At 32.0% G+C, this 25,938-nt stretch carries 31 protein-coding genes; 24 read left to right on the top strand and 7 right to left on the bottom strand.

Features of this window, described 5'->3' with window-relative positions:
* Window position 1 precedes the first annotated feature (1 nt).
* Window positions 2-925 (bottom strand): YihY/virulence factor BrkB family protein, encoded by a 924-nt coding sequence (locus QLQ95_RS18335; RefSeq protein WP_095927719.1) that lies wholly within the window; start codon window positions 923-925, stop codon window positions 2-4.
* Between the two features lie 80 nt (window positions 926-1,005).
* Window positions 1,006-1,863: a carboxylating nicotinate-nucleotide diphosphorylase gene (gene nadC / locus QLQ95_RS18330; RefSeq protein ID WP_095927720.1), complete on the bottom strand. Its 858-nt coding sequence runs from the start codon at window positions 1,861-1,863 to the stop codon at window positions 1,006-1,008.
* Window positions 1,864-2,068: 205 nt separating this feature from the next.
* Here nadC and QLQ95_RS18325 point away from each other — a divergent pair, with 205 nt between their 5' ends.
* The 7 genes from QLQ95_RS18325 to rlmH all read left to right on the top strand — a co-directional run bounded on the left by QLQ95_RS18325 (window position 2,069) and on the right by rlmH (window position 7,718).
* Window positions 2,069-3,169, top strand: a complete 1,101-nt coding sequence (locus QLQ95_RS18325; RefSeq protein WP_482501022.1) for a DNA alkylation repair protein — start codon at window positions 2,069-2,071, stop codon at window positions 3,167-3,169.
* A gap of 234 nt (window positions 3,170-3,403) precedes the next feature.
* Entirely contained in the window at window positions 3,404-4,285 is an 882-nt protein-coding gene (locus tag QLQ95_RS18320; protein WP_095927722.1) for a pirin family protein, read from the top strand.
* Window positions 4,286-4,287: 2 nt separating this feature from the next.
* Complete coding sequence (locus tag QLQ95_RS18315) at window positions 4,288-4,683, top strand: OsmC family protein (protein WP_095927723.1); 396 nt, start codon at window positions 4,288-4,290, stop codon at window positions 4,681-4,683.
* A 6-nt stretch (window positions 4,684-4,689) separates the two neighbouring features.
* Window positions 4,690-4,974 (top strand): GNAT family N-acetyltransferase, encoded by a 285-nt coding sequence (locus tag QLQ95_RS18310; RefSeq protein ID WP_427873153.1) that lies wholly within the window; start codon window positions 4,690-4,692, stop codon window positions 4,972-4,974.
* 251 nt (window positions 4,975-5,225) lie between these two features.
* Window positions 5,226-6,641: an adenosine deaminase gene (locus QLQ95_RS18305; RefSeq protein ID WP_428237424.1), complete on the top strand. Its 1,416-nt coding sequence runs from the start codon at window positions 5,226-5,228 to the stop codon at window positions 6,639-6,641.
* A gap of 90 nt (window positions 6,642-6,731) precedes the next feature.
* Window positions 6,732-7,034 carry an antibiotic biosynthesis monooxygenase family protein gene (locus tag QLQ95_RS18300; protein ID WP_095927726.1) on the top strand — a complete coding sequence of 101 codons (303 nt, stop codon included), beginning with the start codon at window positions 6,732-6,734 and terminating at the stop codon, window positions 7,032-7,034.
* Between the two features lie 210 nt (window positions 7,035-7,244).
* Window positions 7,245-7,718, top strand: coding sequence for a 23S rRNA (pseudouridine(1915)-N(3))-methyltransferase RlmH (gene rlmH, locus QLQ95_RS18295; RefSeq protein WP_095927727.1), 474 nt, complete (start codon window positions 7,245-7,247; stop codon window positions 7,716-7,718).
* A 29-nt stretch (window positions 7,719-7,747) separates the two neighbouring features.
* Here the strand turns inward: rlmH and QLQ95_RS18290 are convergent, their stop codons facing one another.
* The 3 genes from QLQ95_RS18290 to folP form a co-directional block, all read right to left on the bottom strand.
* On the bottom strand, window positions 7,748-8,380 hold the full coding sequence (locus tag QLQ95_RS18290) for a hypothetical protein (protein ID WP_095927728.1): 633 nt from the start codon (window positions 8,378-8,380) through the stop codon (window positions 7,748-7,750).
* The gene (locus tag QLQ95_RS18285; RefSeq protein WP_141248103.1) at window positions 8,377-8,775 is read right to left on the bottom strand and encodes a hypothetical protein; all 399 of its coding nucleotides are present in this window, start codon (window positions 8,773-8,775) and stop codon (window positions 8,377-8,379) included. Before QLQ95_RS18285 ends, QLQ95_RS18290 begins: the two co-directional genes overlap by 4 nt.
* A gap of 76 nt (window positions 8,776-8,851) precedes the next feature.
* Complete coding sequence (gene folP, locus QLQ95_RS18280) at window positions 8,852-9,676, bottom strand: dihydropteroate synthase (protein ID WP_482501020.1); 825 nt, start codon at window positions 9,674-9,676, stop codon at window positions 8,852-8,854.
* Window positions 9,677-9,902: 226 nt separating this feature from the next.
* Between folP and QLQ95_RS18275 the strand changes: the two genes are divergently transcribed.
* The 17 genes from QLQ95_RS18275 to QLQ95_RS18195 all read left to right on the top strand — a co-directional run bounded on the left by QLQ95_RS18275 (window position 9,903) and on the right by QLQ95_RS18195 (window position 23,075).
* Window positions 9,903-10,445: a DUF1599 domain-containing protein gene (locus QLQ95_RS18275; RefSeq protein ID WP_482501018.1), complete on the top strand. Its 543-nt coding sequence runs from the start codon at window positions 9,903-9,905 to the stop codon at window positions 10,443-10,445.
* A 72-nt stretch (window positions 10,446-10,517) separates the two neighbouring features.
* On the top strand, window positions 10,518-11,618 hold the full coding sequence (locus tag QLQ95_RS18270; RefSeq protein WP_320492624.1) for a BT_3928 family protein: 1,101 nt from the start codon (window positions 10,518-10,520) through the stop codon (window positions 11,616-11,618).
* Between the two features lie 117 nt (window positions 11,619-11,735).
* Complete coding sequence (locus QLQ95_RS18265) at window positions 11,736-12,764, top strand: hypothetical protein (RefSeq protein ID WP_320492623.1); 1,029 nt, start codon at window positions 11,736-11,738, stop codon at window positions 12,762-12,764.
* Window positions 12,765-12,820: 56 nt separating this feature from the next.
* Window positions 12,821-13,480, top strand: coding sequence for an alpha/beta hydrolase (locus tag QLQ95_RS18260; RefSeq protein ID WP_095927847.1), 660 nt, complete (start codon window positions 12,821-12,823; stop codon window positions 13,478-13,480).
* A 324-nt stretch (window positions 13,481-13,804) separates the two neighbouring features.
* On the top strand, window positions 13,805-14,302 hold the full coding sequence (locus QLQ95_RS18255) for a TlpA family protein disulfide reductase (RefSeq protein ID WP_320492622.1): 498 nt from the start codon (window positions 13,805-13,807) through the stop codon (window positions 14,300-14,302).
* Between the two features lie 91 nt (window positions 14,303-14,393).
* A complete protein-coding gene (gene tpiA / locus QLQ95_RS18250; RefSeq protein ID WP_095927734.1) occupies window positions 14,394-15,146 on the top strand; it encodes a triose-phosphate isomerase in 753 nt (250 codons plus the stop codon).
* A 206-nt stretch (window positions 15,147-15,352) separates the two neighbouring features.
* Window positions 15,353-16,186 (top strand): 50S ribosomal protein L11 methyltransferase, encoded by an 834-nt coding sequence (gene prmA / locus QLQ95_RS18245; protein WP_095927735.1) that lies wholly within the window; start codon window positions 15,353-15,355, stop codon window positions 16,184-16,186.
* 36 nt (window positions 16,187-16,222) lie between these two features.
* Window positions 16,223-16,498 (top strand): ATP-dependent Clp protease adaptor ClpS, encoded by a 276-nt coding sequence (locus QLQ95_RS18240; RefSeq protein ID WP_095927736.1) that lies wholly within the window; start codon window positions 16,223-16,225, stop codon window positions 16,496-16,498.
* A gap of 175 nt (window positions 16,499-16,673) precedes the next feature.
* Window positions 16,674-17,945, top strand: coding sequence for a sterol desaturase family protein (locus QLQ95_RS18235; protein WP_320492621.1), 1,272 nt, complete (start codon window positions 16,674-16,676; stop codon window positions 17,943-17,945).
* Window positions 17,946-17,953: 8 nt separating this feature from the next.
* Entirely contained in the window at window positions 17,954-18,640 is a 687-nt protein-coding gene (locus QLQ95_RS18230; RefSeq protein WP_095927738.1) for a lysoplasmalogenase, read from the top strand.
* A gap of 20 nt (window positions 18,641-18,660) precedes the next feature.
* Window positions 18,661-19,107, top strand: a complete 447-nt coding sequence (locus QLQ95_RS18225; protein WP_482501015.1) for a 2-dehydro-3-deoxyphosphooctonate aldolase — start codon at window positions 18,661-18,663, stop codon at window positions 19,105-19,107.
* A gap of 21 nt (window positions 19,108-19,128) precedes the next feature.
* The gene (locus tag QLQ95_RS18220) at window positions 19,129-19,461 is read left to right on the top strand and encodes a hypothetical protein (RefSeq protein WP_482501013.1); all 333 of its coding nucleotides are present in this window, start codon (window positions 19,129-19,131) and stop codon (window positions 19,459-19,461) included.
* A gap of 239 nt (window positions 19,462-19,700) precedes the next feature.
* Window positions 19,701-20,519 (top strand): 3-deoxy-8-phosphooctulonate synthase, encoded by an 819-nt coding sequence (kdsA, locus tag QLQ95_RS18215; protein ID WP_427873133.1) that lies wholly within the window; start codon window positions 19,701-19,703, stop codon window positions 20,517-20,519.
* Between the two features lie 22 nt (window positions 20,520-20,541).
* Complete coding sequence (locus QLQ95_RS18210; protein WP_320492617.1) at window positions 20,542-21,447, top strand: hypothetical protein; 906 nt, start codon at window positions 20,542-20,544, stop codon at window positions 21,445-21,447.
* A 99-nt stretch (window positions 21,448-21,546) separates the two neighbouring features.
* Window positions 21,547-22,224 carry a YiiX family permuted papain-like enzyme gene (locus tag QLQ95_RS18205; protein ID WP_482501010.1) on the top strand — a complete coding sequence of 226 codons (678 nt, stop codon included), beginning with the start codon at window positions 21,547-21,549 and terminating at the stop codon, window positions 22,222-22,224.
* Window positions 22,225-22,314: 90 nt separating this feature from the next.
* On the top strand, window positions 22,315-22,767 hold the full coding sequence (locus QLQ95_RS18200) for a hypothetical protein (protein WP_095927744.1): 453 nt from the start codon (window positions 22,315-22,317) through the stop codon (window positions 22,765-22,767).
* Window positions 22,768-22,772: 5 nt separating this feature from the next.
* The gene (locus tag QLQ95_RS18195; RefSeq protein WP_320492614.1) at window positions 22,773-23,075 is read left to right on the top strand and encodes a hypothetical protein; all 303 of its coding nucleotides are present in this window, start codon (window positions 22,773-22,775) and stop codon (window positions 23,073-23,075) included.
* A gap of 55 nt (window positions 23,076-23,130) precedes the next feature.
* Here QLQ95_RS18195 and QLQ95_RS18190 read toward each other — a convergent pair whose 3' ends face one another.
* Window positions 23,131-24,522, bottom strand: coding sequence for a M20/M25/M40 family metallo-hydrolase (locus tag QLQ95_RS18190; RefSeq protein ID WP_095927746.1), 1,392 nt, complete (start codon window positions 24,520-24,522; stop codon window positions 23,131-23,133).
* A gap of 252 nt (window positions 24,523-24,774) precedes the next feature.
* A complete protein-coding gene (locus tag QLQ95_RS18185; protein ID WP_482501009.1) occupies window positions 24,775-25,935 on the bottom strand; it encodes a hypothetical protein in 1,161 nt (386 codons plus the stop codon).
* Window positions 25,936-25,938 lie beyond the last annotated feature (3 nt).

Raw genomic sequence — 25,938 nt, 5'->3', positions numbered from 1 at the left:
ATTATTTTTCTTTTTTTTGTTTTAATTTTCTGATAGAAGCATTCAATTCGAACCCTAAAAGCAGAATCATACAGTTTATCCAAATATAAAACATTAGAATTAATAATGTCCCAATTGAACCATAAAGTTCATTGTATTTTGAAAATTTTATAACCCAAATCCCAAAAAAGAATGAAGATATAACAATTAAGACCGTTGTAAAAACAGAACCAATGCTTATAAAAGGCACTTTATTGTACTGTTTTGTACCATAACGCAATAATATTGAAGATGTTATCAAAATCATTAAAACAACAAACAGATATCTTCCTAAAATGATCAACGGAATTCGATCACTCAGTACATCCTGAATTATTGTTTTTTGAATAAATACCTCAAAAACCACAATTGTTGCTACTGTTACAAACAGAATAACAGTCATAACAATAGAGATCGCTAGCGCAACTAGATATTGTCTAAAAAAACCGCGTTTATCAAAAACATGTTTGGAAGATTCAAAACCGCTTAGAATTCCATTAATACCATTTGCCATTAAGAATATCGAAAGCAAAAAACCTGACGATAACAATCCTGAGTGACTATTATTTAAGATATCGCTGATGATTTTACTAATAGCATCGAACGTATTCGGAGGAACACTCTGTTGCACAAACTGCAAAAAATCTTCCTGAAAATTGTCTATAGGAATAAACGGAATTAAGTTTAAGATAAACAGCGCAAAAGGAAATAAAGCCATAAAAAAGCTAAAAGAAACCGCACTTGCATGATACGAAAAAGCGCCATCAATAATCCCGATGGTGTACATTTCTAATAAATCGTACAATGAAAATCCTTCCAGCCAAGGCAGTTTTATTTTCTTCAAAAGTCGGGCTAAAGTCCGCACCACAGGCAGTTTCTCAATCCGATCTTCTATCTCTTGCGACATATTTTTTTGATTTTAGATTTTAGAGTTCTGATTTTAGATTTACAAAACTCATAACTTATAACTCAAAACTTATAACTTCCTTAAAACGCTTTCAAACTCAAATCCATATTATAAACAGAATGTGTTAAAGCTCCAGACGAAATATAATTTACACCGCACAAAGCATATTCGCGAACTGTTTTTTCGCTAATATTTCCTGAAGATTCTGTCTGACATTTTGTACCAATTAAAGCAACAGCCGTTTTGGTATCTTCATAATTAAAGTTATCAATTAGGATTCTATGAACACCATCACTCAATAAAATTTCTCTAATTTCATCTAGATTGCGGGCTTCAACAATAATCTTTAAATCCAGATTATTTTCCTTTAAATATTCTTTAGTTTTAGAAATAGCGCGAGTAATTCCGCCAGCAAAATCGATATGATTGTCTTTCAACATAATCATATCATACAAAGCATAACGATGATTTTCTCCTCCGCCAATTTTTACAGCCCATTTTTCTGCAACTCTAAAATTTGGAGTTGTTTTACGTGTATCTAATATTTTTGCATTTGTCCCTTCCAAAAGTTGCATTAAATGGTTTGTTTTTGTTGCAATTGCAGACATTCTCTGCATAGTATTTAAAACAACTCTTTCTGCTTTTAGTATAGATTGCGAGCTCCCAGAAACTTCAAAAACAATTTCGCCATACTCTACACGCGTTCCATCTTCGATAAAAGTTTTCACTTTCAGTTTCGGATCTACATGCTCAAATATCATTTTAGCCAATTCAACACCAGCAATTATTCCTTGATCTTTTACCAATAATTTAGCCTGACCGTGTGCTGTATCTGGAATACAGGCCAGCGAACTATAATCGCCTGGACCAACATCTTCTCTAATGGCATTACTGATTAAAAGTTTTAATTCTGCTTGAAATTGAGCTTTGCTTATCATTTTTCTGTTTTTAATAATAATGCTAAATTAGGATATATTTTATGGATTTGAAAGTTCTGACAACATGAAAAATCACATAAAACATTAAATATCTCTTTTTTAACCATTAAGATATTCCGAAAAATAAAGTTACAATTCTTAACAAAACTTAATCTACTAATAAGCGTTCAATTAAATATCTTTGAAGTTCAATCAAACAAAATTTATGGGATTAATTAAAGATATTTACTCGGTTTCTTTTTACGAAAAATTTGGTCAAGCTGTGGCCGAAGTGCATCCTTCATTCAACAAAAAGAAATTCATCGATACCATTTATGAAGGTGATTTTATTCAAAAAGAATGGAAAGAACGAATGAAACATACTACAGTTGCACTTCATCAATTCATGCCTCAAAATTTCGTAGAAGCCACTTCTTTAATTGATAAAATCATCGAAAATTTAAAGAGAAATAATTTTGCAGACAGCAATTTGGCTTTCATTTTCTTTGCCGATTATATCGAAATGTATGGTTTAGATGATTTTGAAACTTCAGCGAAAGCCTTTGTTTCCATAACACAATTTATAAGCTGCGAATTTGCCGTTCGTCCTTTTATTTTAAAATATAAAGAACAAATGATCAACGAAATGATCCAATGGTCATTGCACGAAAATCATCACGTCAGACGTTTAGCCAGCGAAGGTTCTCGCCCAAGATTACCTTGGGCAATGGCAATTCCGTTTCTTAAAAAAGACCCCTCGTCCATTCTTCCAATTTTGGAAAATTTAAAGAATGATCCCTCAGAATATGTCCGCAGAAGTGTTGCCAATAATTTAAATGATATTGCAAAAGATAATCCGCAGATTGTATTAGAAATCGCCAATAAATGGAAAGGACACAGCAAAGAAACCGACGGAATCATCAAACACGGATGCCGAACTTTATTGAAACAAGGACATCCTGAAATTTTAGGCCATTATGGTTTAGAAAGTACCAATATTGAGCTTTCTTCATTTGAAATTAAAACGCCAATTGTAAAAATTGGTGATTATTTGCAGTTTCAATTTCACTTAAATAATAAAAACGAAGAACCAAAAACAATCCGTTTAGAATATGCGGTTCATTATAAAAAAGCAAAAGGGCATTTGGCGAAAAAAGTCTTCAAAATCAGTGAGAAAATTTACCAGCCGAATCAATTAACCAAAATCGAAAGAAATCAATCTTTTAAATTAATTACGACGCGAGTTTTTCATACTGGAGCACATCAGTTGTCGATTATTATTAATGGAACTGAGAGTGAGGTTTTGGAGTTTGAATTGATTGATTAAACAAAAAAAGTATTGTGATCAGTTTTGTCAGACTGAGCGAATTCGAAGTCCCGCAAAGTGATTCAGCATGTGTGACTTCGACTTCGCTCAGTCTGACAAAAAATGCTTCACTTATCCAGCATTTTCCTTACTTTTATAATTCAAAAAAAATCAAAAACAACTTTTCTTAATCTAAATTAAGTTACAGAGACGCATCACAACTGTAATTTTGTTTTCAAATCAAATAAAAATACCATGTCAAATATCAGTTTAATTATCGAAGAACGTGCTGCCAATATTGGCAATTTTATGGTAGGGCGATTATTGCCTTTCCGTGAAAAAAGAGCTGTCGGACCATTTGTATTTATCGATCATATGGGACCTGCGCATTTAAGTGATCATGAAAATATGGATGTTCCTCCACATCCGCATATCGGACTTTCTACTCTTACGTTTTTGTTTGAAGGAAGTATTATGCACCGCGATAGTTTAGGAACAGAATTGGAAATAAAACCAGGCGCTGTAAACTGGATGACAGCGGGTAAAGGAATAGTTCACTCCGAAAGAACTCCTGAATATCTAAGACATTCAGACAAAATGCTTCACGGATTGCAAATTTGGGTTGCGCTTCCAAAAGAATTGGAGCAAATGGAACCTAATTTTACGCACGTTGAAGCAGATGATATTCCGGCTTGGGAAGAAGATGGCGTTTCATATAAATTAATTGCTGGTGAAGCTTTTGGCAAAAAATCTCCAGTTCCTGTTTATAGTCCGCTTTATTTTATTGAAATTAAAAGCAAAGAAGCGAAGAAAATCAATATTGGAGAACATTTATTTGGCGAAAGCGGTTTATATATTTTAGATGGAAGCATTAAAAATGGCGAACATACTTACGATCCAAGACAAATTCTGATTACAACTGAAGCTTCTCTTTGCGAATTCGAAATTGCTGCCAATTCAACTGTATATATCTTTGGAGGACAGCCTTTTCCTGAAGAGCATTTTATCTTTTGGAACTTCGTTTCATCTGACAAAAACCTCATCGAAAAAGCAAAAACAGATTGGACAAATCAAACTTTCCCGAAAGTTCCAGGAGAAACTGAATTTGTGCCATTACCAGAACCAAGAATCAAATAAATATGGATACAGTAAAAGCAACAATAGACACCCGAAAATATCGTACAGAAATAACTTCTAAAACAGGCAATATTCTAATTGCTGACGAACCGCAAGAAATGGGCGGAAAAAATTTAGGCTTTAGTCCGTTTGAACTCCTAGCTTCTTCGCTCGCTTCCTGTACTTTAATTACATTGCGAATGTACATTGACCGCAAAGCTTGGGATGTTTCAGAACTTACAATCTGGGTAGATTTTGAAAAGAATGAAGAACATACCGTTTCTTTATTTTCAACCAAAATCTTAATTACAGGAAATGTAGACGATGCTCAAAAACAGCGTATTTTGAAAATTGCTAACAGCTGTCCTGTTCATAAAACACTTATAAATACAATTAAAATAGAAACTTCTTTAGTATAAAACAATATGGAAATTCAACAAATAAACGATACAAGAAAAGGCTATTTTGAAGCCATAGAGGATGGAAAAGAAGCCGGAAAAATGACTTACACTTGGGCGGGAGATTCAAAATTCATCATTGACCATACCGAAGTAAGCCCAGATTTTAACGGAAAAGGCGTTGGTAAAAAATTAGTTATGGCTGCCGTAGAATATGCAAGAGCAAACAACTTAAAAATTATTCCGCTTTGTCCGTTTGCCAAAAGCGTTTTCGATAAAGTTGAGGAAATTCGTGATGTACTTTTTTCTTAAAAAGGCTAAGGTTCTGAGATTCTAAGTTTTTTTTAACCGTAAAGTTCGCGAAGGATTACGCAAAGTTCGCAAAGTTTTTTTCACAAAGCTTTGCGAACTTTTTCGCTTATATTAAGTTAAGCTTGTAATAAAACCTTGCGAACTTTGCGATAAATCTTTGCGCTTTTTGCGGTAAAACTCACCACAACAAAAAACAAATTTTCAAAATTCTCCGAAAACTCGTATATTTGCGCGTAATTTAATCTTAGAGTATGACAAGAATAATTACGCTTTTCTGTATTTTTATAGCACAAATCGGCTTTTCTCAATCGGCTGAGAGTTATTTAGAAAAAATCAGAAATAATGAAGCTCTCTTAACAGCTTTCTTTCAACAAATGCCTAAAGGAGGCGATTTACACCACCATTTTTCAGGATCAGTTTATGCAGAACCTCTTTTAGAAAGAGCTATTGCAGAAGATTTTTATTTAAATTTGGAAACTATGGCAGTTTCTAAAACCAAACCCGAAAAAGGAAACTGGGAAAACTTCTCTTCTCTTAATAACAAAGGAAAATTAGAGTATTACGAACAGCAGATCATGCAAACTTGGTCGGTAAAAGATTATAATGGTTCTGTTCCTTCGGATGATCAGTTTTTTGATTCTTTCATGAAATTTGAACCCACTATCGCGGGGCATTTTGCAGAAGGAATGCTTGAACTAAAAAAACGCGCGATTGCAGAAAACGTTACTTATATTGAAACGCAATTATCAACAATTCCATGTGATATGAATGTTTCTGACTTAGCTGATTTCAATACGAAACTTCGTCAAGCTTCAGAACAAAAAGACGAAAAAGCGGTTCTGAAACTTTTGGATGAATTGTATAAATCACTTCAGAAAAAAGAGGCTAAAAAATATGCTGACGATTTCAACAATAATTTCATTGCCAAGCTACACAAGGATTTAAAAATGGATGACGATAAATTCACGATGCGTTATCAAAACTTTGTGCTTCGTTTTATGGAACCGGTAGATTTGTTTAAAAATCTGGTTATTGCTTTTATTTCGTCAAGCGAAAGTAAATTGACTGCTGGTGTAAATATCGTTTCGCCAGAACACGGACAGACTTCTATGAAAGATTATTGGTTGCACATGGTGATGTTTAAATACTGTCATTCCAAATTTCCTGACGTAAAATATACGCTTCATGCTGGTGAATTGACTTTAGGTTTAGTTCAGCCCGAAGAATTGACTTGGCATATTAATGACGCTATTTATGTAGCAGGTGCCAACAGAATTGGCCACGGAGTTGATATCGCTTATGAAGCCAATTCTTATGATTTATTGAAATATATGGCTCAAAAAAATATTCCGATTGAAATCAATTTAGTCAGTAACGAATTTATTTTGAAAGTAAAAGAAAACAGACATCCGTTTACGCTTTACAAAGAATTTAATGTGCCAATTGTGATCAGCACAGACGATGCGGGAATTTTAAGAAGCAATATGACCGAACAATATGTTTTACTGGCAAAAAGATATCCTGATGTGAATTACGAAACAATTAAAAAATACGTTTACAATAGCATCAATTACAGTTTTATTCAAGACGCATCAGTAAAAAAACAATTAATAAAAGATTTAGATAACCGCTTTAAAACTTTTGAAGCAAAGTTCTCAAAAAACTAGTAAAAATAAAATCTATCAGATCTGCTAAATCTGCGGGAAAAATATACTCTCGCAGATTTGGCAGATTAAGCAGATAAAATTCCTTTAAATATGATACTAGAGGCAGCATTTCTTTACGTAAAACCAGACTTAGCAAATCAATTTGAAGTCGATTTTGCAAAAGCAAGTCAATACATTTCTTCAATTGATGGTTATTTAGGGCATCGATTAGAGAAATGTCTGGAAGTCGAAAACAAATATCTTTTATTGGTCGATTGGAATACATTAGAAGATCACACAGTAGGTTTTAGAACTTCTGAAGCGTATCTCGAATGGAAAAAGATTTTACATCATTATTACGAACCTTTTCCAATTGTAGAACATTTTGAAACGGTTTTTGAAAATAAAAAATAATGTTTTTATTTGCCACAGATTAAAAGTATTAAAAAGGATTTTCTATTTGCTGTTTTTGTCAGGCTGAGCGAAGTCGAAGCCTACGTCCAATTGGAACGCCCTTCGACTTCGCTCAGGGTGACAATCTAAAGAAATCATTCTAATCCTTTTAATCTGTGGCAAAAATAAATTCGTGCGAATTCGTGCAATTCGTGGCAAAAAAATTAACCAATGAACATCAAACTTATAGCAATAGGCAAAACAGATAATAAATCGCTTCAAACTTTGATTGACGATTATACCAAACGTTTGTCCTTTTACATCAAATTTGATCTGGAAATTATTCCCGATATCAAAAACGTAAAAAACTTATCTGAAAGTCAGCAAAAGGAAAAAGAAGGCGAATTAATTCTGTCTAAACTTTCAGCAACCGATCAATTGATTTTGTTGGATGAAAACGGAAAGACATTCTCAAGCGTTCGTTTTTCTGAAGAACTACAAAAGAAAATGAATTCTGGTGTTAAAACTTTAGTTTTCGTAATTGGTGGTCCTTACGGATTTTCTGAAACCGTTTATAAAAAAGCGCAAGGAAAAGTTTCGCTTTCGCTAATGACGTTCTCGCACCAAATGGTTCGTTTGTTTTTTATAGAGCAATTGTACCGCGGATTTACCATTTTACGAAATGAGCCGTATCATCATCAATAGTTTTTTTGTTTCAGGTTTAAAGTTTCAAGTTAGAAAATAAATTCTACGGGAAGTGTGTCAAGATTATAAGTCACGTCTTTTTGAAGTAGAATTTTATATTGAATATATTCTTCATAACTCATGTTCTTATCAAATAAAAATACTAGATCTGGTACTTTATCAAACTTTATACTATAAAACTGCTTTAGTATTTCTGATATTTTTATTTCCTGATTTCCCATAAAAACCTGTTTTTTACCTTTTCTAAAGTAAACCACAAAACTTCCTGCTGTAGGTTTCTCCATTTTATAAAACACTTTCGTGAAAGGCAAAAAGGCTAGATTTTTCCCAATAGAATCTGCGTAGGAATAATAATTTTCGGCATTTTCATTTTTGTGAGCACTGTCAGCTCGCTTTTTTTCCTGCATTTTGATTACCTGCGGAATTACAACTTTTAATGGCAAACGCTTGTCAATATTTAATATCCAATTGGTTGAGATAATCGCACTTTTTCTATTCAAATCGGCGATGGTATCTTTTCCTTCTTTTTTAAAGAAAATGTAAATCGGCGAATGATCTTGTACATCTTTTACAATCGAAACATTTGATTTTGGCAATAAAACGTCTTCTTTTTTTCCACAGGAGAAAAGAAGGAAAACTATAATTAGAGTAAAGTATTTCATTGCATTTTTTCTATTAATAATGAATAATATCTTTTTTCTAGTTTCATATAATCTGTTTTCCAATCTTGCATTGTTTTTTCAACGTTATATTTTTTATAATTTAGAATCAGAATTTCGTCATCCAAATCATCAAAATAATTCCACTGTTCCTCATAGTCTGTTATTTCTCCACGCCATAAGCTTATAAAATTGTTTTCAACAGTTATAAAAGATCTTTCCCCTATATATCTGTGAATTTTCCAATATAAATCAACTTTATCTGAGTATTCCAGATCGAAATTTACTTCTACAACTTCATAATGATCTACAGATTCTCCAATATTATAAGAAAAATCATTTTGATTCCAATTAGGGATATTTCCGAAATATAGTAAAATTGTTGAGTTTTCACCCATTTCAACTTTTTTGAGAATATTCAGAGTATTTAAAATGTTTGGCTTTTCCATAAATCTATCTACAATAAAATGAATTCTATTTATTCAGTTTATTAAACAAAGTAACACATTCCACCGCTTCTTTCACATCATGCACACGCAGAATTTTTGCGCCTTTTGTCAAAGCAATTGTATTCAGAAAAGTTGTTCCATTTAAGGCTTCTTGAGGCGTAATATCAAGTGTTTTATAAATCATTGATTTTCTTGAAATTCCAGCTAAAACGGGCAATTCTAAAAGATTAAAAAGTTCCATTTTTTGCATGACTTCATAATTCTGATCGGTTGTTTTGGCAAAACCGAAACCAGGGTCTAAAATCAAATCGTTGATTCCTAAAGCTCTCGCTTTTTTAACTTTTTCAGAAAAATAAAAAAGAATTTCTTTAATGATATCGTCATATTGGGTCAAACTCTGCATCGTCTGCGGGTTTCCACGCATATGCATCATAATATACGGAGCGTTATAATGCGCGATTACTTCAAACATTTTTTCGTCCAATTCGCCTGCAGCAATATCGTTTATAATAGCCGCACCACTTTCGATACTTGCTTTTACAACCTCAGCCCTAAAAGTGTCAATAGATAATAAAGTCTTTGGAAAGTGTTTTAAAATCAATTCGATTGCAGGGACAATTCGGTCAATTTCTTCTTGTTCGGTTACAAACTCAGCGCTTGGTTTGCTGGAATACGCTCCAATATCAATAAATGTTGCGCCTTCAGAAAGCATTTTATCTACTTGCGAAATTATTTCGTCTTCGTTTTTATATTTTCCTCCGTCAAAGAAAGAATTCGGCGTAACATTCAAGATTCCCATTACTTTAGGAATCGATAAATCTATAAGTTCACCTTTACAGTTAATCGTCATGCGTTTTGTTATTTTTGTTTCATGTTTCATGTTTCAAGTTGATGCAGATTGCGTAAGTTCGAAAAGTTAAAACTTGAAACCTAAAACTTGAAACATTTTTTAGTTTCAAGTTACTACTGTTAACACTTTGTTTAGAAAAAACTTGAAACAAAGAAAACCTGAAACTTGAAACTCTTTAATTTAATCCTTATTTTTGAAGAAATTTTAGCAAATATACAGCATATAAATGAAGAATACTTCCCAAGAATTTGATAATGTTATCGAGGTTTGCAGAACCTTATTCATCAATAAAATGAAAGATTATGGTAGCGCGTGGAGAATCTTAAGATTGCCATCGCTAACAGATCAAATTTTTATAAAAGCGCAACGAATCAGAAGTTTACAGGAAAATGATGTTCGTAAAGTGGATGAAGATGAAAAAGGAGAATTTATTGGAATCATCAATTATTCTATTATGGCTTTAATTCAATTGGAATTAGGCGTTGTTGATCAGCCCGATCTTGATGTTGAAAAAGCAACTGAATTATATGATGCTAAAGTAAAGTTAACCAAAGACTTAATGGAAGCTAAAAATCATGATTACGGCGAGGCTTGGCGTGATATGCGCGTGAGCTCTTTAACCGATCTAATTTTGCAGAAACTCCTTCGCGTTAAGCAAATTGAAGACAACAAAGGGAAAACAATCGTATCTGAAGGCATCGATGCCAATTATCAGGATATGATTAATTACTCTGTGTTTGCTTTAATTCTAAACCCAATTACTAAATAAAATTCCAAATTTTAAATTCCAAATTCCAATGCTAAACTTGGAGCTTGGAATTTGAATTTTTAAATATTCATTATGAAAAACATCATTACTCAATTTTCCCGATTATTTGTCGGCGTATTATTTATCATTTCCGGACTAATCAAACTAAACGATCCTGTTGGATTCTCTTATAAACTGGCTGAATATTTCAGTGAACCTGTTTTCAATATGCCGTTTTTAGAGCCATTGGCTTTAGGGTTGGCGATCTTTTTAGTGATTTTAGAAGTAGTATTAGGCGTTATGCTGTTGGTTGGCTATAAATCAAAACTAACGATTTGGGCTTTACTTTTACTAATTGTTTTCTTTACATTCCTTACTTTCTATTCTGCCTATTTTGATGTAGTAAAAGATTGTGGATGTTTTGGAGATGCTTTACATTTAACGCCTTGGCAATCATTCACAAAAGATATTGTTTTACTATTCTTTATCTTGATTTTATTCATCAACAAAAAATTAGTAAAACCTTTATTCTCTAAATTGGCAACTAACATTATCACTTTAATCAGTATTGTTTTATGTGTTTTTATGGCCGTTTGGGTTATTAACCATAATCCAATCAAAGATTTCCGTCCGTATAAAGTAGGTACAAACATCGAGAAAGGAATGGAAATTCCAGAAGGTGCTCCAAAATCGGTTGTAGAAATGATTTTTATCTACAAAGTAAATGGCGTTGACAAAGAATTTACAGAGAAAGATTTAATGAATATTCCTGAAGGTGCTGTTTTTGTGGATCGTAAAGACAAAGTAATTTCTGAAGGTTACGTTCCTCCTATTCACGATTTTACTATGACAAAAGATGATTCTGATTATAAAGAAGAATTATTAAAAGAGCCAAAATTGTTAATCTATGTAACTTACGATTTGAATTTATCAAATCCAGAAGGAATGAAAAAATTAGCAAAAGTTACTGCAGATGCAAAAGCAAAAGGCTACAAAGTAATCGGAATGACGGCTTCTGGAGCTGATGAAATTGCTAAAGCCAAAAAAGAATATACTTTAGACATTGATTTCTATTTCTGCGACGGAACAGCTTTAAAAACGGTCGAAAGAGCAAACCCAAGCATTGTTGTGGTACATGACGGAACTATCGCTCAAAAAGTGCATTACAACGATGTTGATGATTTAAAATTGTAATTATACACTATAGATATACATTTTTACCAACGCCAATTCTTCTTGTTTTAGTTGAATTGGCGTTTTGTTTTCTAAATTTTAAACCCCAAATTAAACTTTAAGATACCCTACCCTACTATGATTTCAAGAATACCACAGCAATTAACCAAAAGATTTTTTTCAAATCCTTTGCTTTTTATGTTTATTTCGGCGTTACTTGTTTACATTGTTTATGATACTTATATCAAAGCAACTTCTGGCAGTCATTTAATACCAATTAATATAATGGCCCTGATGGCTGGAGTAATTTTTGAAAGTAAAAGAATTACCAGCAGATGGGTTCTTGTAGTAATTATTGGTTTAGTATCTTTCTTTATTGCCTTCGCATTTTTAAACTTCATAAATAATGCAGATTCACACAGTAGACATGGATTAGGAGACGTTTTCACCCTTAGTATTCGAATTTGGCCTTCTATCTTCTTGGTATTGTATTTTATCTTTTCGCTTTTATTTTATAAATACAGGATCATTCCGAAACTGACAGAAGGCATTACTTTGTTACAATCCATTGCTGTTATTTATTGGGCAATCGATTATGATTTCATCACAAGCACAAATATTGTCATGCAGACATTTCTGGTAATTGGCTTGTTGTTTTCGCTGTTTTCTATTTTTCATGCGTTTACAAATACACATTTATCAAACACGCACAAGCTTATTTTGAGCATTTGGAGCTCTATTATTATGTTTCTTTTTGCAGTAGATAATCTTCATATTATTGATGAGCCAGCTCCAATCGAAATTACTGCCAACATATTAAAAATACTTTATCTCGGTCTCCAATATTTTCTATTAGGCATTTCGAGTATTTATATCATTCAGAATTTTATCATGTTGTTTCGTTTTATACCACGTCCGGGCAAATTTTTCAATTCAAAGTATTTTAATAGCGTAAGAAAACTCAAAGGCGATCATATAAATAGGTATTCACATAATCAGGTTTCGCCTTTACATTCTTTAATTTGTATCGTTTTTATAAGTACTATTTTCTTTTTAAATTACTATTATCAATTTGTTCCGAAACAATTTATAATCTGGATTGTGATTGTTACATTTCCGTTTTTTATAAATGCATTCAATTACATTTTTTTAGGAAAAAAAAGATAAGAATTATTCTGTTTTTCTATTTACTTTTATTTCATAAAAAACTACCCATGAAACTAATGCCAAAAGTATTTTCCATTGCTTTCTTTTTTCTTTTTTTAAGTTTTTCAGGTTTCAGCCAAGAAAAAACTTTTAATAGAGATCAGCGTTACATTTTCTTTTTTCATAACAAATTTGTTCAAGAAAATCCTTTAAACGCAACTCATGCCGAATATGGAAAAGCAGAATACAACGAAATTTTAGAATCATTCAGAAAAGATAATTTCATCGTTTTTAGTGAAAAAAGAAAGAAAAACACAAATTCTGCTGAGTACGCAGAAAAGATTGTAAAACAGGTAAAAGCATTAATTAAAAAAGGGGTTCCGCCAAATCATATTACCGTAATTGGAACTTCACAAGGTGGTTATATTGCCCAATATGTTTCGACTTATCTCTCTAATCCAGATGTGAATTTTGTTTTCATTGGATGCTTTAGAGATATTGATATTCAAGAAATTCCAGATATTAATTTCTGCGGCAATATTTTAACCATTTACGAAAAATCAGATATTTATGGAGTTTCTGCCATTAAAAGAAAAGAAACTTCGAAATGTAAAATAGATCATTTTAAAGAAATTGAACTTAACACAGGTCTAAAACACGGCTTTTTGTTCAAAGCTGCAGACAATTGGATTGCTCCGAGCAAAAAATGGGCAAATGGCAACTATGAATTAAATTAAGCATTGAAAAACATAAAGGAAGCCTTCAATAATTTTGATTTTATTGAAGGCTTTTTTTATTGCAATCTGACGTTTTTTTGATTAAAATCTTTTTCCAAAAATAAATTTTTTATCATTTTTTTATTTGCAAAACACATCCATTAGGAAAAAACACCATTTCCTACCTCAACTATTACGATTTCAATACTCTTTTTTCAACCAAAAAACGTCGATTTGTTACAAAATAAACGACTCTTCAAATTTTGTTAATCTACAATTGGCATTCAATTTGTTTGTTTAACTTTGTGAATTCAGTACCCTAATAAAAAATAATTTTAATCAAATATGAAACAATTAGTTCTAGTCGTAATTGCGTTTATTTCTTTTTCTTGCTCACAAGCTCAAAAAACAGCTTTTTCTAAAGAAGCTCTGTCTGAGAAATTACTAGCCACTGATGGAAGTCAGGTTACATTCAAAAACATCTTAAAAAAATACAAAGGCAAAACTTTAGTGATAGAAGTTTGGGCTTCTTGGTGTGGTGATTGTGTGAAAGCAATGCCAAAATTAAAAGAGCTACAAGCTAATAATCCTGATGTGTCTTACTTATTCATTTCTGCTGATAAAACGGCTGATAAATGGAAAGCTGGAATCGAAAAACATGAGTTAAATAAAGGCGATCATTACATGATGAATGATGGCATGAAAGGGCTTTTTGGAAAAGCTATTGACTTAGACTGGATTCCAAGATACATTGTAGTTGATAAAACTGGAAAAATCGTTTTATACAGAGCGATTGAAACTGATTTTGAGAAAATCAATTCTACTTTACAATCATTGAAATAATATTTTAATAACAATATCAATGTCAAAATTCAATTTAAATTTTGACTTCTTTCAAAACAAAAAAACAAAAAAATAATATAAAACTACCAAAATGAGAAAATCGATTGTTGCAGGAAACTGGAAAATGCATAAAAATGCTGCGCAAACTGAAGAATTATTAAACGAATTAGTGGCTAAAATTCCAGCTAAAACAAATGCACAAGTAATTGTAGCTCCAACTTTTGTAAACTTACAAGCTGCTGCTGCAAAATTAAAAAATACAACTATTGGTGTTTCTGCTCAAAACGTTCACCAAGCTGAAGGTGGTGCTTTTACAGGAGAAATTTCTGCAGATATGTTAACAAGCATTGGCGTTAACACCGTAATCTTAGGTCACTCTGAGCGTAGAGCTATTTTCCACGAAACAGATGCTTTAATTGCAAACAAAGTTGATACAGCTTTAAAACATGACATGACAGTTATTTTCTGTTTTGGAGAAGAATTAAAAGATCGTCAATCTGGTAATCACTTTAATATTGTTGAAAATCAATTACGTGATGGTGTTTTCCATATTGCTAAAGAATCTTGGTCTAAAATTGTTTTAGCTTACGAACCAGTTTGGGCTATTGGAACTGGAGAAACTGCTTCACCAGAACAAGCACAAGAAATGCATGAATTTATCAGAGAAACTATCCGTAAAGCTTTTGGAGCTGAAATCGCTGATGAAGTTTCTATTTTATACGGTGGTTCTGTAAAACCAGAAAACGCTAAAGAAATCTTCTCTAAACCAGACGTAGATGGTGGCTTAATTGGAGGTGCTGCTTTAAAAGCTGACGATTTCTTAGCTATTGTAACTGCTATCTAATTTTAGATTTTAGATTTTAGATTTTAGATTTTAGATTTTAGATTTTAGATTTTAGATTTTAGATTTTAGATTTTAGATTTTAGATTTTAGATTTTAGATTTTACAAAAAAACCATTCGCGGTGCGAATGGTTTTTTTGTATTGGAATTTGGAATTTTTGAATTGAAGTTTATAATTTAAGAATTACCTTTGCAAAAATTTTTATTTATGTCAAACATCTATTTAGGATATCATTTTACGATTGAGCCGAAAGAATTAGGATCAGAAATTTTAGTTGCTGAATTGGGCGAAAAAGCGTTTGAAAGTTTTACAGAAACAGAAAACGGAATCTCGGCTTTTGTGAAGAAAGATTTATGGGATGAGAATATTCTGGATGATATTTACATTTTACAATCTGAAGAGTTTAAAATTGAATATACCATTGAAGAAATCGATCAGGTAAACTGGAACGAAGAATGGGAAAAAAACTTCGAACCAATCGATGTTGATGGAAAATGCCACGTAAGAGCTCCTTTTCACCCAAAAACTGACGCTGAGTTTGATATTTTGATCGAACCTAAAATGAGTTTCGGTACTGGCCATCATGAAACTACTCATATGATGATTCAGCATTTATTGGAAATGGATGTAAAAGGCTTAAAAACACTTGATATGGGGTGCGGAACTGCCATTTTAGCTATTTTAGCAGAAATGAAAGGCGCTGAACCTATCGATGCCATTGATATTGACAATTGGTGTTATTTAAATTCTATTGAAAATGCCGAACGCAATAATTGTAAACATATCAGCGTTTATGAGGGCGATGCGGCTTTATTAGCGGGTAAAAGATACGATTTAATCATTGCCAATATCAACAGAAATATTTTGTTGAACGATATGCAGGCTTATGTTGATGCTTTGAACCCAAAAGGAATTATTCTTTTTAGCGGTTTTTATGAAGAAGACATTCCATTTATTGACGCTTCATGCGTTGAAAAGGGATTAACTTATGTTAAAAAGCTTCAAAGAAACAACTGGGTATCTTTAAAATACGTAAATTAGATACTGATAATCAACTCAGTACATAACCTATAAGATATGAGTACTAAAGAAAAAGTAAGAGAAAGAGTTCGCGAAAAAGAAGCCATTGCTTTTAATAACGAGATCATTGTTTATAATGATGATGTAAACACTTTTGATCACGTAATCGATACTCTTATGCGTGTTTGCGACCATACGGCTGAACAAGCTGAACAATGCTCTTTGATTGTTCATTACAACGGAAAATGCACTGTAAAAACGGGTCCGATTGAAAAGCTTAAACCTCAATGCACACAACTTTTGGAAGCTGGACTTAGCGCCGAAATTGTCTAATTGATCCATAATTTAAAAACGCATTCTGTTTTGTTCTATATTCGAATAAAATAAAATGCGTTTTTATTTGTCTTATTTTAAATCAAAATATCACATTAAAAACCGTTTAATTTAACAATAATTTAAAAAGCATTCGATTTTATTCTATATTTGAACGAAATAGAATGCTTTTTTTATGGAAGAATATGGAAAGATATTGATTATTGCAATGCCCATTTTTTTGACTTTAATTATCATTGAAAAAATATACGGCATTTATGTAAAAAACGATACGGCGCCACTTATAGACAGCGTATCGAGCATTAGTTCTGGCATTACCAATTCGGTAAAAGATGTTTTAGGACTCAGTATTACTTTTCTTTCTTATGAATGGCTAGTTTCTAAAATTGCATTACAGCACTTAGAAGCCAATGTTCTCTCCTATTTCATAGCCTTTTTTGTGATTGATTTCTACGGATATTGGAGTCATCGACTAGCGCATCAGATTAATTTTCTTTGGAACAAACATGCTATTCATCACAGCAGTGAAGAATTTAATCTTGCCTGCGCATTACGTCAGCCCATTGCTAGTTTGGTTAATCTCTTTACTTTTTTATTGATTCCTGCTGCTTTACTGGGTGTTCCTGCTTCAGTAATTGCGATAACGCTTCCTATTCACTTATTTTTGCAATTTTGGTATCATACCAAACACATCAAAAAAATGGGCTTTTTGGAGCATATTTTAGTAACTCCTTCGCATCATCGGGTGCATCATGCTATTAATTCAGAATACCTAGACAAAAACCACTCTCAGATTTTTATTTTTTGGGATAAACTTTTTGGCACTTTCCAAGAAGAATTAGACGAAGTTCCACCGGTTTTCGGAATCACAAGACCTGCCAATACCTGGAATCCTATTAAAATAAATTTTCAGCATTTGAGCTTACTTATAAAAGATGCCTGGCGCGCTCCAAAATGGAAAGACAAACTCACCATTTGGTTTAAACCAACAGGCTGGCGCCCCGAAAATTTTGAAGAAAAATATCCTGTAAACAAAATTGAAAATGTTTTTAATTTTGAGAAATACGGCACTCAAAACTCTCAAAAATTAATTTACTGGTCGGTCTTACAAGTTTTAATAACCTTACTATTTGTAAGCTATCTATTTGAAAATATTGCCAAAATTGGTCTGCCAAATATTTTTATCTACGGTTTTTTTATTTTCGTAACCATATATAGTTACACAGAGCTAATGGACAAAAGTAGATTTGCTCTCTTATGGGAAGGCATCCGACTAGCAATAGTAATTGGTATTATTGGCTATTACGGAGACTGGTTTGGGCTAAATCGTACAATTCCAATTAGTAATTACATTATTTTTACCTACCTGATTTTATCTTTTTTAACAACACTTTATTTTGTTAATTTTGACTTTAAAACCAACCAAAACCAATATACCAATTCATAACCCCTATTATGAGAAACTCATCTTTTTTTAAAATTTACGCTGCATTTAGTGTGGTTTACCTCATTATCCTGCTCACTGGGCACGAACGTTTTGATCTTTTTCTCAAACCCATTCTAATACCAATTATTGGGTTTGGCGCTTACTTTTATAGAAGTTTTCCAACGCAGAATATTTTATTAGCTGCGCTTGTGCTCTCTTGGCTTGGAGATGTTATTTTACTTTTTTCAGATCTTGGTGAAATTTATTTTATTCTAGGACTCGTATGTTTCCTATCTGCACATATCATCTACTGCATTCTTTTCAATAAGCAGAAAAGAATTAGAAAAAAGCAAAACAAACCTATTTTTATATTTGGCAGTATATTAATTGCAGTCTATTTAATCGGGATGGTTTCTGTATTAATGCCCCATTTAGGAGATCTTGAAATTCCTGTTTCTATTTACGCTTCGATAATTTCAATTATGCTTTTATTTGCTTTCAACGGATTTTTAGTGTGGGAAAAACCGGGAAATCAGCTTGTATTTTTAGGGGCAGTTTTCTTTATTATTTCTGATAGTATTTTGGCTGTAAATAAATTTTATGCTCCAATTCCTAAAAGCTCCTTTTTTATTATGCTAACTTATCTTCTGGCACAATATCTGATTGTAGTTGGTATTTTAAAACTAAATCCAAAAAAAGAACAGCAAACAGTTTAACTTTTCCAACAACCTCAATCATGAAAAAAATAGCACTTTTAATTGTTTTAGTAATCTTTGCTTCTTCTTGCGTAAGCACAAAATCGACATTAAAAAATGTTGATGATAATGCGCCTGATTTGATTTTGAAGAAGGACAATACGTTTGCTATAACGCAATTTGCTAAAGACAAAAAATACGGTTATGATCCTGATTATCCTGTTAACATATTTTTTCAAAATACAAATAGTGAGACTTTAAACGAAACTCGTTTCTTAAATGCTTTAGCTGGTCCAAATGGCGAAAAAATTACGTATACTAGATTAGAAACCTGCTGTCCGTTTCCAACAAAAAGAAGCAACATGGGCGCTGGATTTCTTAATATTTATGAATTGAAATGGGAAGGACAAAAAAAACCGGTTAAGCTTTATTTGAATATTTATGAAAAAGGAATTTTAATGGTTCCGATGGGATTAAGGCTGAAATAGAATAAGCTCACTTTTAAGATTATGCTTAATATATTACCGCTATTACTTATTATTTTACCTGTATTATCACAATTAATATGGGGAACATTTGCTATATATAAACCTGCCTCATTTAAATTCAGCCAAATTTCTTGGATCAATGTTTTGCTGCAAATTATACTTTCTTTTGTAGCTTTTAATATTGCTGATTATAATTTTTCTAAACAATACGAACAATATCCCAATCCTATGAGATGTGGTATGCCACTTGTAGGAATGGCTGTAGCATGTTTCTTTTTACTTTTTATTCTGATATTGATTCTTGTAATTCAATTTCTAATTAAGAGATGGCGAGCAAAAAGAAATAGGATATAAATCTTACTATTTCTTTCATTAAACTGTAAAGCTTTAGAACATGATAAATGTCATTTATTAGTTTCTTTTCATGCTTTAATATTGCCACGGAAAAAGCATTTAATCGTTTTAAAGAAATTTTAGCAATTCGTTAATTCTACTCAGCTCCTAGTCAGCTATTCGAGTTCTTAAAATAATCTTAAATCTTCATCTGCTATTCATAAATCATAACTACCTTTGCAGTGCAAAAAAATAATTTTATGAACTTACAACATATTCCACAAATTAAGCATACTGACAGCGGAAATTTCTTTTTATTAGCGGGGCCTTGTGCTATCGAAGGAGAAGAAATGGCGTTGCGAATTGCTGAAAAATTAGTTGGTATTACCGACAATCTTCAGATTCCTTATGTATTTAAAGGATCTTTTAAAAAAGCAAACCGTTCTAGAATTGACAGTTTTTCTGGTATCGGTGACGAAAAAGCTTTAAAAATCTTAAGAAAAGTTTCAGAAACTTTTCATGTTCCAACTGTAACAGATATCCATACCAACGAAGATGCTGACATGGCAGCTCAATACGTTGACGTTTTACAGATTCCTGCATTTTTAGTACGCCAGACCGATCTTGTTGTGGCTGCTGCCAATACCGGAAAAGTGGTAAACTTGAAAAAAGGACAATTTATGAGTCCGGAGAGCATGAAACATGCTGTTCAAAAAGTTTTAGACTGTAATAATGAGAATGTTATGGTTACAGATCGTGGTACTATGTTTGGCTACCAAGACATGATTGTTGATTTTAGAGGTATTCCTACTATGCAGCAATATGCTTCTACAGTTCTAGATGTAACACACTCTTTACAACAGCCAAATCAGACTGCTGGGGTTACAGGCGGAAGACCTGACATGATTGAAACAGTAGCAAAAGCTGGTATCGCAGTTGGTGTTGACGGTATTTTTATCGAAACACACTTTGATCCTGCAAATGCAAAAAGTGATGGTGCTAATATGCTTCATTTAGACTATTTTGAAGGTTTGATGAACAAATTAGTAGCTATTAGAAAAACGGTTAACTCATTTTAATTTTTTATAATACTTAAGTTCTTTGAAAACAAAAATTTTATTTTTCTTACTGACTTGCGTTTCTTTAAACACATTTGCTCAGGAAGAAATACCAGTACAAAAATATGCTGCCCATAATAAAGGAAAATTCTTTGTTATGTGGGGTGGTAACAGAGAAAGCTACTCAAAATCTGATGTAAACTTTAGAGGTAAAGATTACAACTTTACAGTTGAGAATATGGCTGCTCATGACAAACCAAAAGGATGGCATGTTGATTACATCAATCCTGTTAACATGACTATTCCTCAAACCAATTTGAGATTGGGTTACTTTTTTAGTGATCATTATAGTGTTACAATTGGTGTTGACCATATGAAATATGTAATGTCACAGAATCAAATCGCAAATGTTACCGGAAACATCAATTTACCTGCAGATGATCCCGCGTCAATTTACAATGGTAATTACAACAATACTCCTGTAGATATGTCTCAAGGAGGAGCGAAAGAAGGCGGTTATGGCAATGGTGAAATAAATGTAAATGGTCCAGCTTTTTTAATGTACGAACATACAGATGGTTTAAACTACATTAATACGGAAGTTGCAAGATTTGATGATGTTTCTAAATGGTTTGGATTACCAAATATTGATAAAGTTCAGATTAACTTAACCGAAGGTATTGGCGCTGGAGTTTTATATCCTAAAACAAATACTACTCTTTTAGGTAAAGAACGTCACGATGATTTTCACGTTTCTGGTTATGGTGTTTCTGCAAAAGCTGGTTTAAACGTTACTTTCTTCAAGCATTTCTATATTCAGGGAGAACTAAAAGGTGGTTACATCAATATGCAAGACATTAGAACAACTACTAGCAATGAAGATAAAGCTTCTCAGCACTTTACTTATTTTCAAAGAATTATTGCTGTTGGAGGTATTTTTAGACTCTAATATTTCGTAAAATATATTTAGAAAATAGCTATCATTTTATTTGGCAGCTATTTTTTTTATCATTTACTTTGTACTTCAAAGTACTTTAAATTTTACTTTATGAAAAACAAAAAATATTTATTTTCGATTATTACTTTTTTCTTAAGCTTTGGCTGTGCCTTATTCGTGGCTATAAAAGTTTTTCCGAATAATCCGTTTACTGGAACATCCAAAACAGAAAAAACAGCTGTTAGCAAGTTTAAAGACGGAGATCTTATTTTTCAAACATCAGAATCTAAACAGTGTGAAGCAGTTCGCATTGCGACAAATTCGAAGTTTTCTCATTGTGGAATCATTTATGACATTAACGGAAAATGGTTTGTTTTTGAAGCTGTTCAGCCTGTAAAGCTTACTCCGTTGGAAGATTGGATCCAACATGGAAAAGATCATAAATATGTTGTTAAACGACTAAAAGACGATACTGTTTTAAAACCAGAAGTTTTACAAAAAATGAAAGACTACAGCCAGCAGTTTGACGGTAAAGAATATGATGCTTATTTTGAATGGACTGATAACAGGATATATTGCTCTGAATTGATCTGGAAAATTTATAAAAATGCTGCAGGAATCGAATTGTCTCCACTTAGAGAATTGAAAGATTTTAATTTGAAAGATCCGAGGGTTCAGAAAATACTAAAAGAACGTTATGGCAACAACATACCATTAGAGGAAAAAGTCGTTGCTCCTTCTGACCTTGCCGACTCTACTATTTTAAAAACTGTAATAGACACTTATTAATATTTTAAAAAGCTAGATTGCTTTATTGTTACTAGCTTTTTTATTTATCTATTTACTTTGAAATTCAAAGAACTTTACAAAAACTAACCTATGAGAGATTATTTGATTGAAAAACTGTATGAATGTTCTAAAAAACCGTATCAAAAATATTTCAAGAAGAATCAGCCTTGGAATATTGATAAAACTAAATTAATGGATTATCCTGAAGAAAGCCTAGGATTTAGCTTGGGTAGTTTTCTTTATAAAAATCATTTTGATATACAGGAAAAACTGGAAGATCACGACATCATTCATGTTCTGACCAATACGGGAATTTCAGTTTATGAAGAAATCGGAATGCAGTATTATTTACTCGGAAATGGAAAGAAAAGCTTGTATTTGTTTATGGTCATACTAACAGGCACTATTTTTTATCCGAAACGTATGAGCTATTTCATTCAGCAATTTAAAAGAGGGAAAAAGGCAAATGCCTTTCATTACCTCGATTTTTCAAAAATGCTTTTTTTGCCAATTCAAACTATTCAGCAAACTTTTAAAATTTAAAAATCATGAAAACAATTTATAATCCTTCTGAAGAAAAACAGTCTACAGAATTAGCTATTGGCACATTTGCAATCAGTACAATTCTATTTATTCTTTACATCGTTTCAAACGGAAATGCTATGGTATTAGTTATTGCATGGCCTTTCGCTTTAGGAGCAATAATTGTAAATGCAATTATGTTTGTGCATTTGACAGATTTATTTATTCATCTCTCAGAACAGCGAAAAGATCTTGGAGTGAAGCTTCTAATCTTATTTTCAAATATTCCAATCCTCTATTTTTATTATTTAGTTGTGATGAAATCTTGACATAAAAAAAAGCCACAAGTAAAAACTTATGGCTTTTTGTATCTTATTCTGAAACTTAATTTGCTTTTTTAGTTTCAATTCCGTTTTGGTCTAATAAATACATTAATGTGGTCATTGTCGCTGCACCAAGTTCAAGCTCTCTTTTATTGATTGCATCAAATTTATCATTTGCTGCGTGGTGATAATCAAAATAACGCTGAGAATCTGGTTTTAAACCTGCTTTTACAATAGCTTGAGAAGTCAAATGACTAATATCTGAACCTGCATGGCCAATTGTGAAACTGTGTACCAAATAAGGCTCAAAAAGGTCTTTGTAACCTTGAATTTTTTTCAAATTAGCATCATCTGCTTCAATTGAAAATCCTCTTGGAGAAAATCCGCCTGAATCACTTTCTAAAGCAAAAATGTGGTTTTCTTTATTTTGTTTTGAAACCTCTTCATATTTAGCTCCACCTTTTCCGCCATTTTCTTCGTTCATAAACAATACCACACGAATCGTATTTTTTGGCTTATAATTTAAGTTTTTCAAAATACGAATTACTTCCATGCTCTGCACTACTCCTGCTCCATCATCATGAGAACCATCTGCTAAATCCCAAGAATCTAAATGTCCTCCAACAACCATAATGTTTTCTGGAGTTACACTTCCTGTCAATTCACCAATTACATTATAAGACAATGCATCTGGTAAAGTTTCGCAAGATTGTTTAAAATAAAATTTCAAAGCTGGATTTCTTTTTAAAGTTTTACTCAACAATTCTGCTCCATTTGTACTAATAGCAGCTGTTGGAATATATTGTTCTTTTGGCAAATCACCGTAGCTTTGAGTACCTGTATGAGGGAAATCGTCTAAACGTAAATTCATAGAACGAACAATTGTTCCAACCGCACCTAATTTTGCAGCTTCTTTTGCTCCAGCATATCTTTGGTCTACGCAAGCTCCATAAGACGTAAAAGTTTCAATATTTTCAGGATTCATTGGTCTGTTATAAAAAACAATTTTTCCTTTTACTTTATCTGCTCCAAGTTCATTTAGTTCTTTAATTCCTTGAACTTCGATTATTTCTGCTGTAAGACCTGTTTTTGCAGTAGCTACAGAACCCCCAAGTGCACAAATCGGCACAGTAGTTTTCACTTTTCCATCAAGAATGTAAGCCGTTTCTTTTTCGCCACGTACCCAATGAGGTACCATAACTTCTTGTAAATAAACTTTATCAAGTCCTAAGCTTTCTAATTGTCTTTTAGTATAGTCAACTGCCAGTTCTGCACCTTTAGATCCAGACAAACGAGCCCCGATATCGTTAGACAAATATTCTAACCAAGTGTAACATTTTGATTCGGTTAAAGCTTTTTTATAAAATAATTTGATGTTTTTTTCATCATTTGTCTGAGCAAAAGATGTCAATCCGCTTAAAACTAATGCAGTTAAAAGAATCGTTTTTTTCATAGTTTTGATAGTAATTTTGGAGTTTATAGTGCTTTTGGCACGTTCACAAAGGAACAAAATTATTGACAGTTCTAAGTTCTTTTTCTTAACCTTTTCTCAAAAAAAAGCTCCAATTACAAATTTTTCAATTTGCAATTAGAGCTTTTACAGATTTTTTAAATAAAGACTATTTAACTTCAATAATCTTATTTTTTGTTCCGATTCCGTTTTCGTTAAAAGACTCTAATAATTGAAAAGTAGTAAGCATAGCTTTTACATAGGCAAACCAATACCCCCATTTTTAGTATCCTCGAATAATTTTTTAAAATCAGGAATATTGTAGTAGTTGTTTCTTTTGAATTCTTCTTCAAATTTCTCATCATTCAATTTTGGAAAAAAGGAAAACATATAATTTTTGTCAATTTTTGTAGCATAATAACAATACAAAGCTTTAATTCTTGTGTCTTCACTAAAATTAAGCCCCTCAATTTTTGGCAGATCTATACTTCCTATTAAAAAATTAAGGTAATTTTCTTTGCTTTTGGTATCAGTCTGGGACATTATATCAAAAACCTCTTTATGGAAAATGTATTTGTTATCACAGGTTTTTGTGACTAGTATTTTATAAAATTCTTCCTCTTTAGATTTATCATCATTTAAGCTTCTGTCTAAAACCCATTTTAATAAATCTTTATCTTGAACATAACCAAATACCTTAACAAGACAGTCAAGAAAAAAATCATCATGGAATTTTAACCAAACCAAACTTGCTTTGTTATCATTAAAAAGATATTTGTTGCGGTTCAGTAAAGTCTCAAGATTCTCATAACGTTGTTTAACTAAGTTTTTTTCATCTTTCCAGAAATTTCTAATTACTTCACCATTGCCTTCAAATGGTTCTCCTCCATCTAAACTTTTCATTGTTTTAGGCAAGCTATTTTCATAATTGATAATATCTGGAAACTTTTTTTGGTAGTCTATAATTTGAGGCAATGCATAGCTCTCTGTAATATAATTATCATGTTTAATTACATATATGCCGAAATAATCAGAAATGTTGTTCGGATAGTAAATAAAAGTTTTATCGCATTTATCCCAAAAATTAATGTATATATATTTTGACTCCGATTTCAAATCTATAGTTCTCCCAAAAACCATTTTGATTTTAACAATAAACTCATCATTGCTTGGAAATTTAAAACCTTTAGATTTTAATTCGGCTTTAGTTATTGGTAAAATTATTGCAAGATCAGAACTGCTAAAAGCATAAGGATTATTTTCATTTGGTCGTCCATATTGTAATTGTTTTTTTAAAATTTCTTCCATTGGGATATTTTTTTTTACAACGTTACTTTCATTTTTATTTTTACTTTGGTTTTGTTTGTTGCAACTACACAAAATTGATATACATAAGAGAAAAATTTTTCTTTTCATAAT

The sequence above is a fragment of the Flavobacterium sp. B330r genome (assembly GCF_056824325.1).
The sequence above is the reverse complement of the archived record's forward strand: the minus strand, read 5'-3'. Positions and strand labels throughout refer to the sequence as shown.

Bases quoted from the DNA above. Each gene is read 5' to 3' on its own strand.
- tpiA (WP_095927734.1), top strand. From the start codon at position 14,394: ATGAGAAAATCGATTGTTGCAGGAAACTGGAAAATGCATAAAAATGCT.
- QLQ95_RS18235 (WP_320492621.1), top strand. From the start codon at position 16,674: ATGGAAGAATATGGAAAGATATTGATTATTGCAATGCCCATTTTTTTG.
- QLQ95_RS18305 (WP_428237424.1), top strand. From the start codon at position 5,226: ATGACAAGAATAATTACGCTTTTCTGTATTTTTATAGCACAAATCGGC.
- QLQ95_RS18285 (WP_141248103.1), bottom strand. From the start codon at position 8,775: ATGGGTGAAAACTCAACAATTTTACTATATTTCGGAAATATCCCTAAT.
- QLQ95_RS18300 (WP_095927726.1), top strand. From the start codon at position 6,732: ATGATACTAGAGGCAGCATTTCTTTACGTAAAACCAGACTTAGCAAAT.
- QLQ95_RS18270 (WP_320492624.1), top strand. From the start codon at position 10,518: ATGAAAAACATCATTACTCAATTTTCCCGATTATTTGTCGGCGTATTA.
- QLQ95_RS18225 (WP_482501015.1), top strand. From the start codon at position 18,661: ATGAAAAAAATAGCACTTTTAATTGTTTTAGTAATCTTTGCTTCTTCT.
- QLQ95_RS18310 (WP_427873153.1), top strand. From the start codon at position 4,690: ATGGAAATTCAACAAATAAACGATACAAGAAAAGGCTATTTTGAAGCC.
- QLQ95_RS18260 (WP_095927847.1), top strand. From the start codon at position 12,821: ATGCCAAAAGTATTTTCCATTGCTTTCTTTTTTCTTTTTTTAAGTTTT.
- folP (WP_482501020.1), bottom strand. From the start codon at position 9,676: ATGACGATTAACTGTAAAGGTGAACTTATAGATTTATCGATTCCTAAA.
- QLQ95_RS18230 (WP_095927738.1), top strand. From the start codon at position 17,954: ATGAGAAACTCATCTTTTTTTAAAATTTACGCTGCATTTAGTGTGGTT.
- QLQ95_RS18325 (WP_482501022.1), top strand. From the start codon at position 2,069: ATGGGATTAATTAAAGATATTTACTCGGTTTCTTTTTACGAAAAATTT.
- QLQ95_RS18220 (WP_482501013.1), top strand. From the start codon at position 19,129: ATGCTTAATATATTACCGCTATTACTTATTATTTTACCTGTATTATCA.
- nadC (WP_095927720.1), bottom strand. From the start codon at position 1,863: ATGATAAGCAAAGCTCAATTTCAAGCAGAATTAAAACTTTTAATCAGT.
- QLQ95_RS18200 (WP_095927744.1), top strand. From the start codon at position 22,315: ATGAGAGATTATTTGATTGAAAAACTGTATGAATGTTCTAAAAAACCG.
- QLQ95_RS18190 (WP_095927746.1), bottom strand. From the start codon at position 24,522: ATGAAAAAAACGATTCTTTTAACTGCATTAGTTTTAAGCGGATTGACA.
- QLQ95_RS18275 (WP_482501018.1), top strand. From the start codon at position 9,903: ATGAAGAATACTTCCCAAGAATTTGATAATGTTATCGAGGTTTGCAGA.
- QLQ95_RS18290 (WP_095927728.1), bottom strand. From the start codon at position 8,380: ATGAAATACTTTACTCTAATTATAGTTTTCCTTCTTTTCTCCTGTGGA.
- QLQ95_RS18265 (WP_320492623.1), top strand. From the start codon at position 11,736: ATGATTTCAAGAATACCACAGCAATTAACCAAAAGATTTTTTTCAAAT.
- QLQ95_RS18315 (WP_095927723.1), top strand. From the start codon at position 4,288: ATGGATACAGTAAAAGCAACAATAGACACCCGAAAATATCGTACAGAA.
- QLQ95_RS18205 (WP_482501010.1), top strand. From the start codon at position 21,547: ATGAAAAACAAAAAATATTTATTTTCGATTATTACTTTTTTCTTAAGC.
- QLQ95_RS18255 (WP_320492622.1), top strand. From the start codon at position 13,805: ATGAAACAATTAGTTCTAGTCGTAATTGCGTTTATTTCTTTTTCTTGC.
- QLQ95_RS18185 (WP_482501009.1), bottom strand. From the start codon at position 25,935: ATGAAAAGAAAAATTTTTCTCTTATGTATATCAATTTTGTGTAGTTGC.
- QLQ95_RS18240 (WP_095927736.1), top strand. From the start codon at position 16,223: ATGAGTACTAAAGAAAAAGTAAGAGAAAGAGTTCGCGAAAAAGAAGCC.
- QLQ95_RS18335 (WP_095927719.1), bottom strand. From the start codon at position 925: ATGTCGCAAGAGATAGAAGATCGGATTGAGAAACTGCCTGTGGTGCGG.
- kdsA (WP_427873133.1), top strand. From the start codon at position 19,701: ATGAACTTACAACATATTCCACAAATTAAGCATACTGACAGCGGAAAT.
- QLQ95_RS18195 (WP_320492614.1), top strand. From the start codon at position 22,773: ATGAAAACAATTTATAATCCTTCTGAAGAAAAACAGTCTACAGAATTA.
- prmA (WP_095927735.1), top strand. From the start codon at position 15,353: ATGTCAAACATCTATTTAGGATATCATTTTACGATTGAGCCGAAAGAA.
- rlmH (WP_095927727.1), top strand. From the start codon at position 7,245: ATGAACATCAAACTTATAGCAATAGGCAAAACAGATAATAAATCGCTT.
- QLQ95_RS18320 (WP_095927722.1), top strand. From the start codon at position 3,404: ATGTCAAATATCAGTTTAATTATCGAAGAACGTGCTGCCAATATTGGC.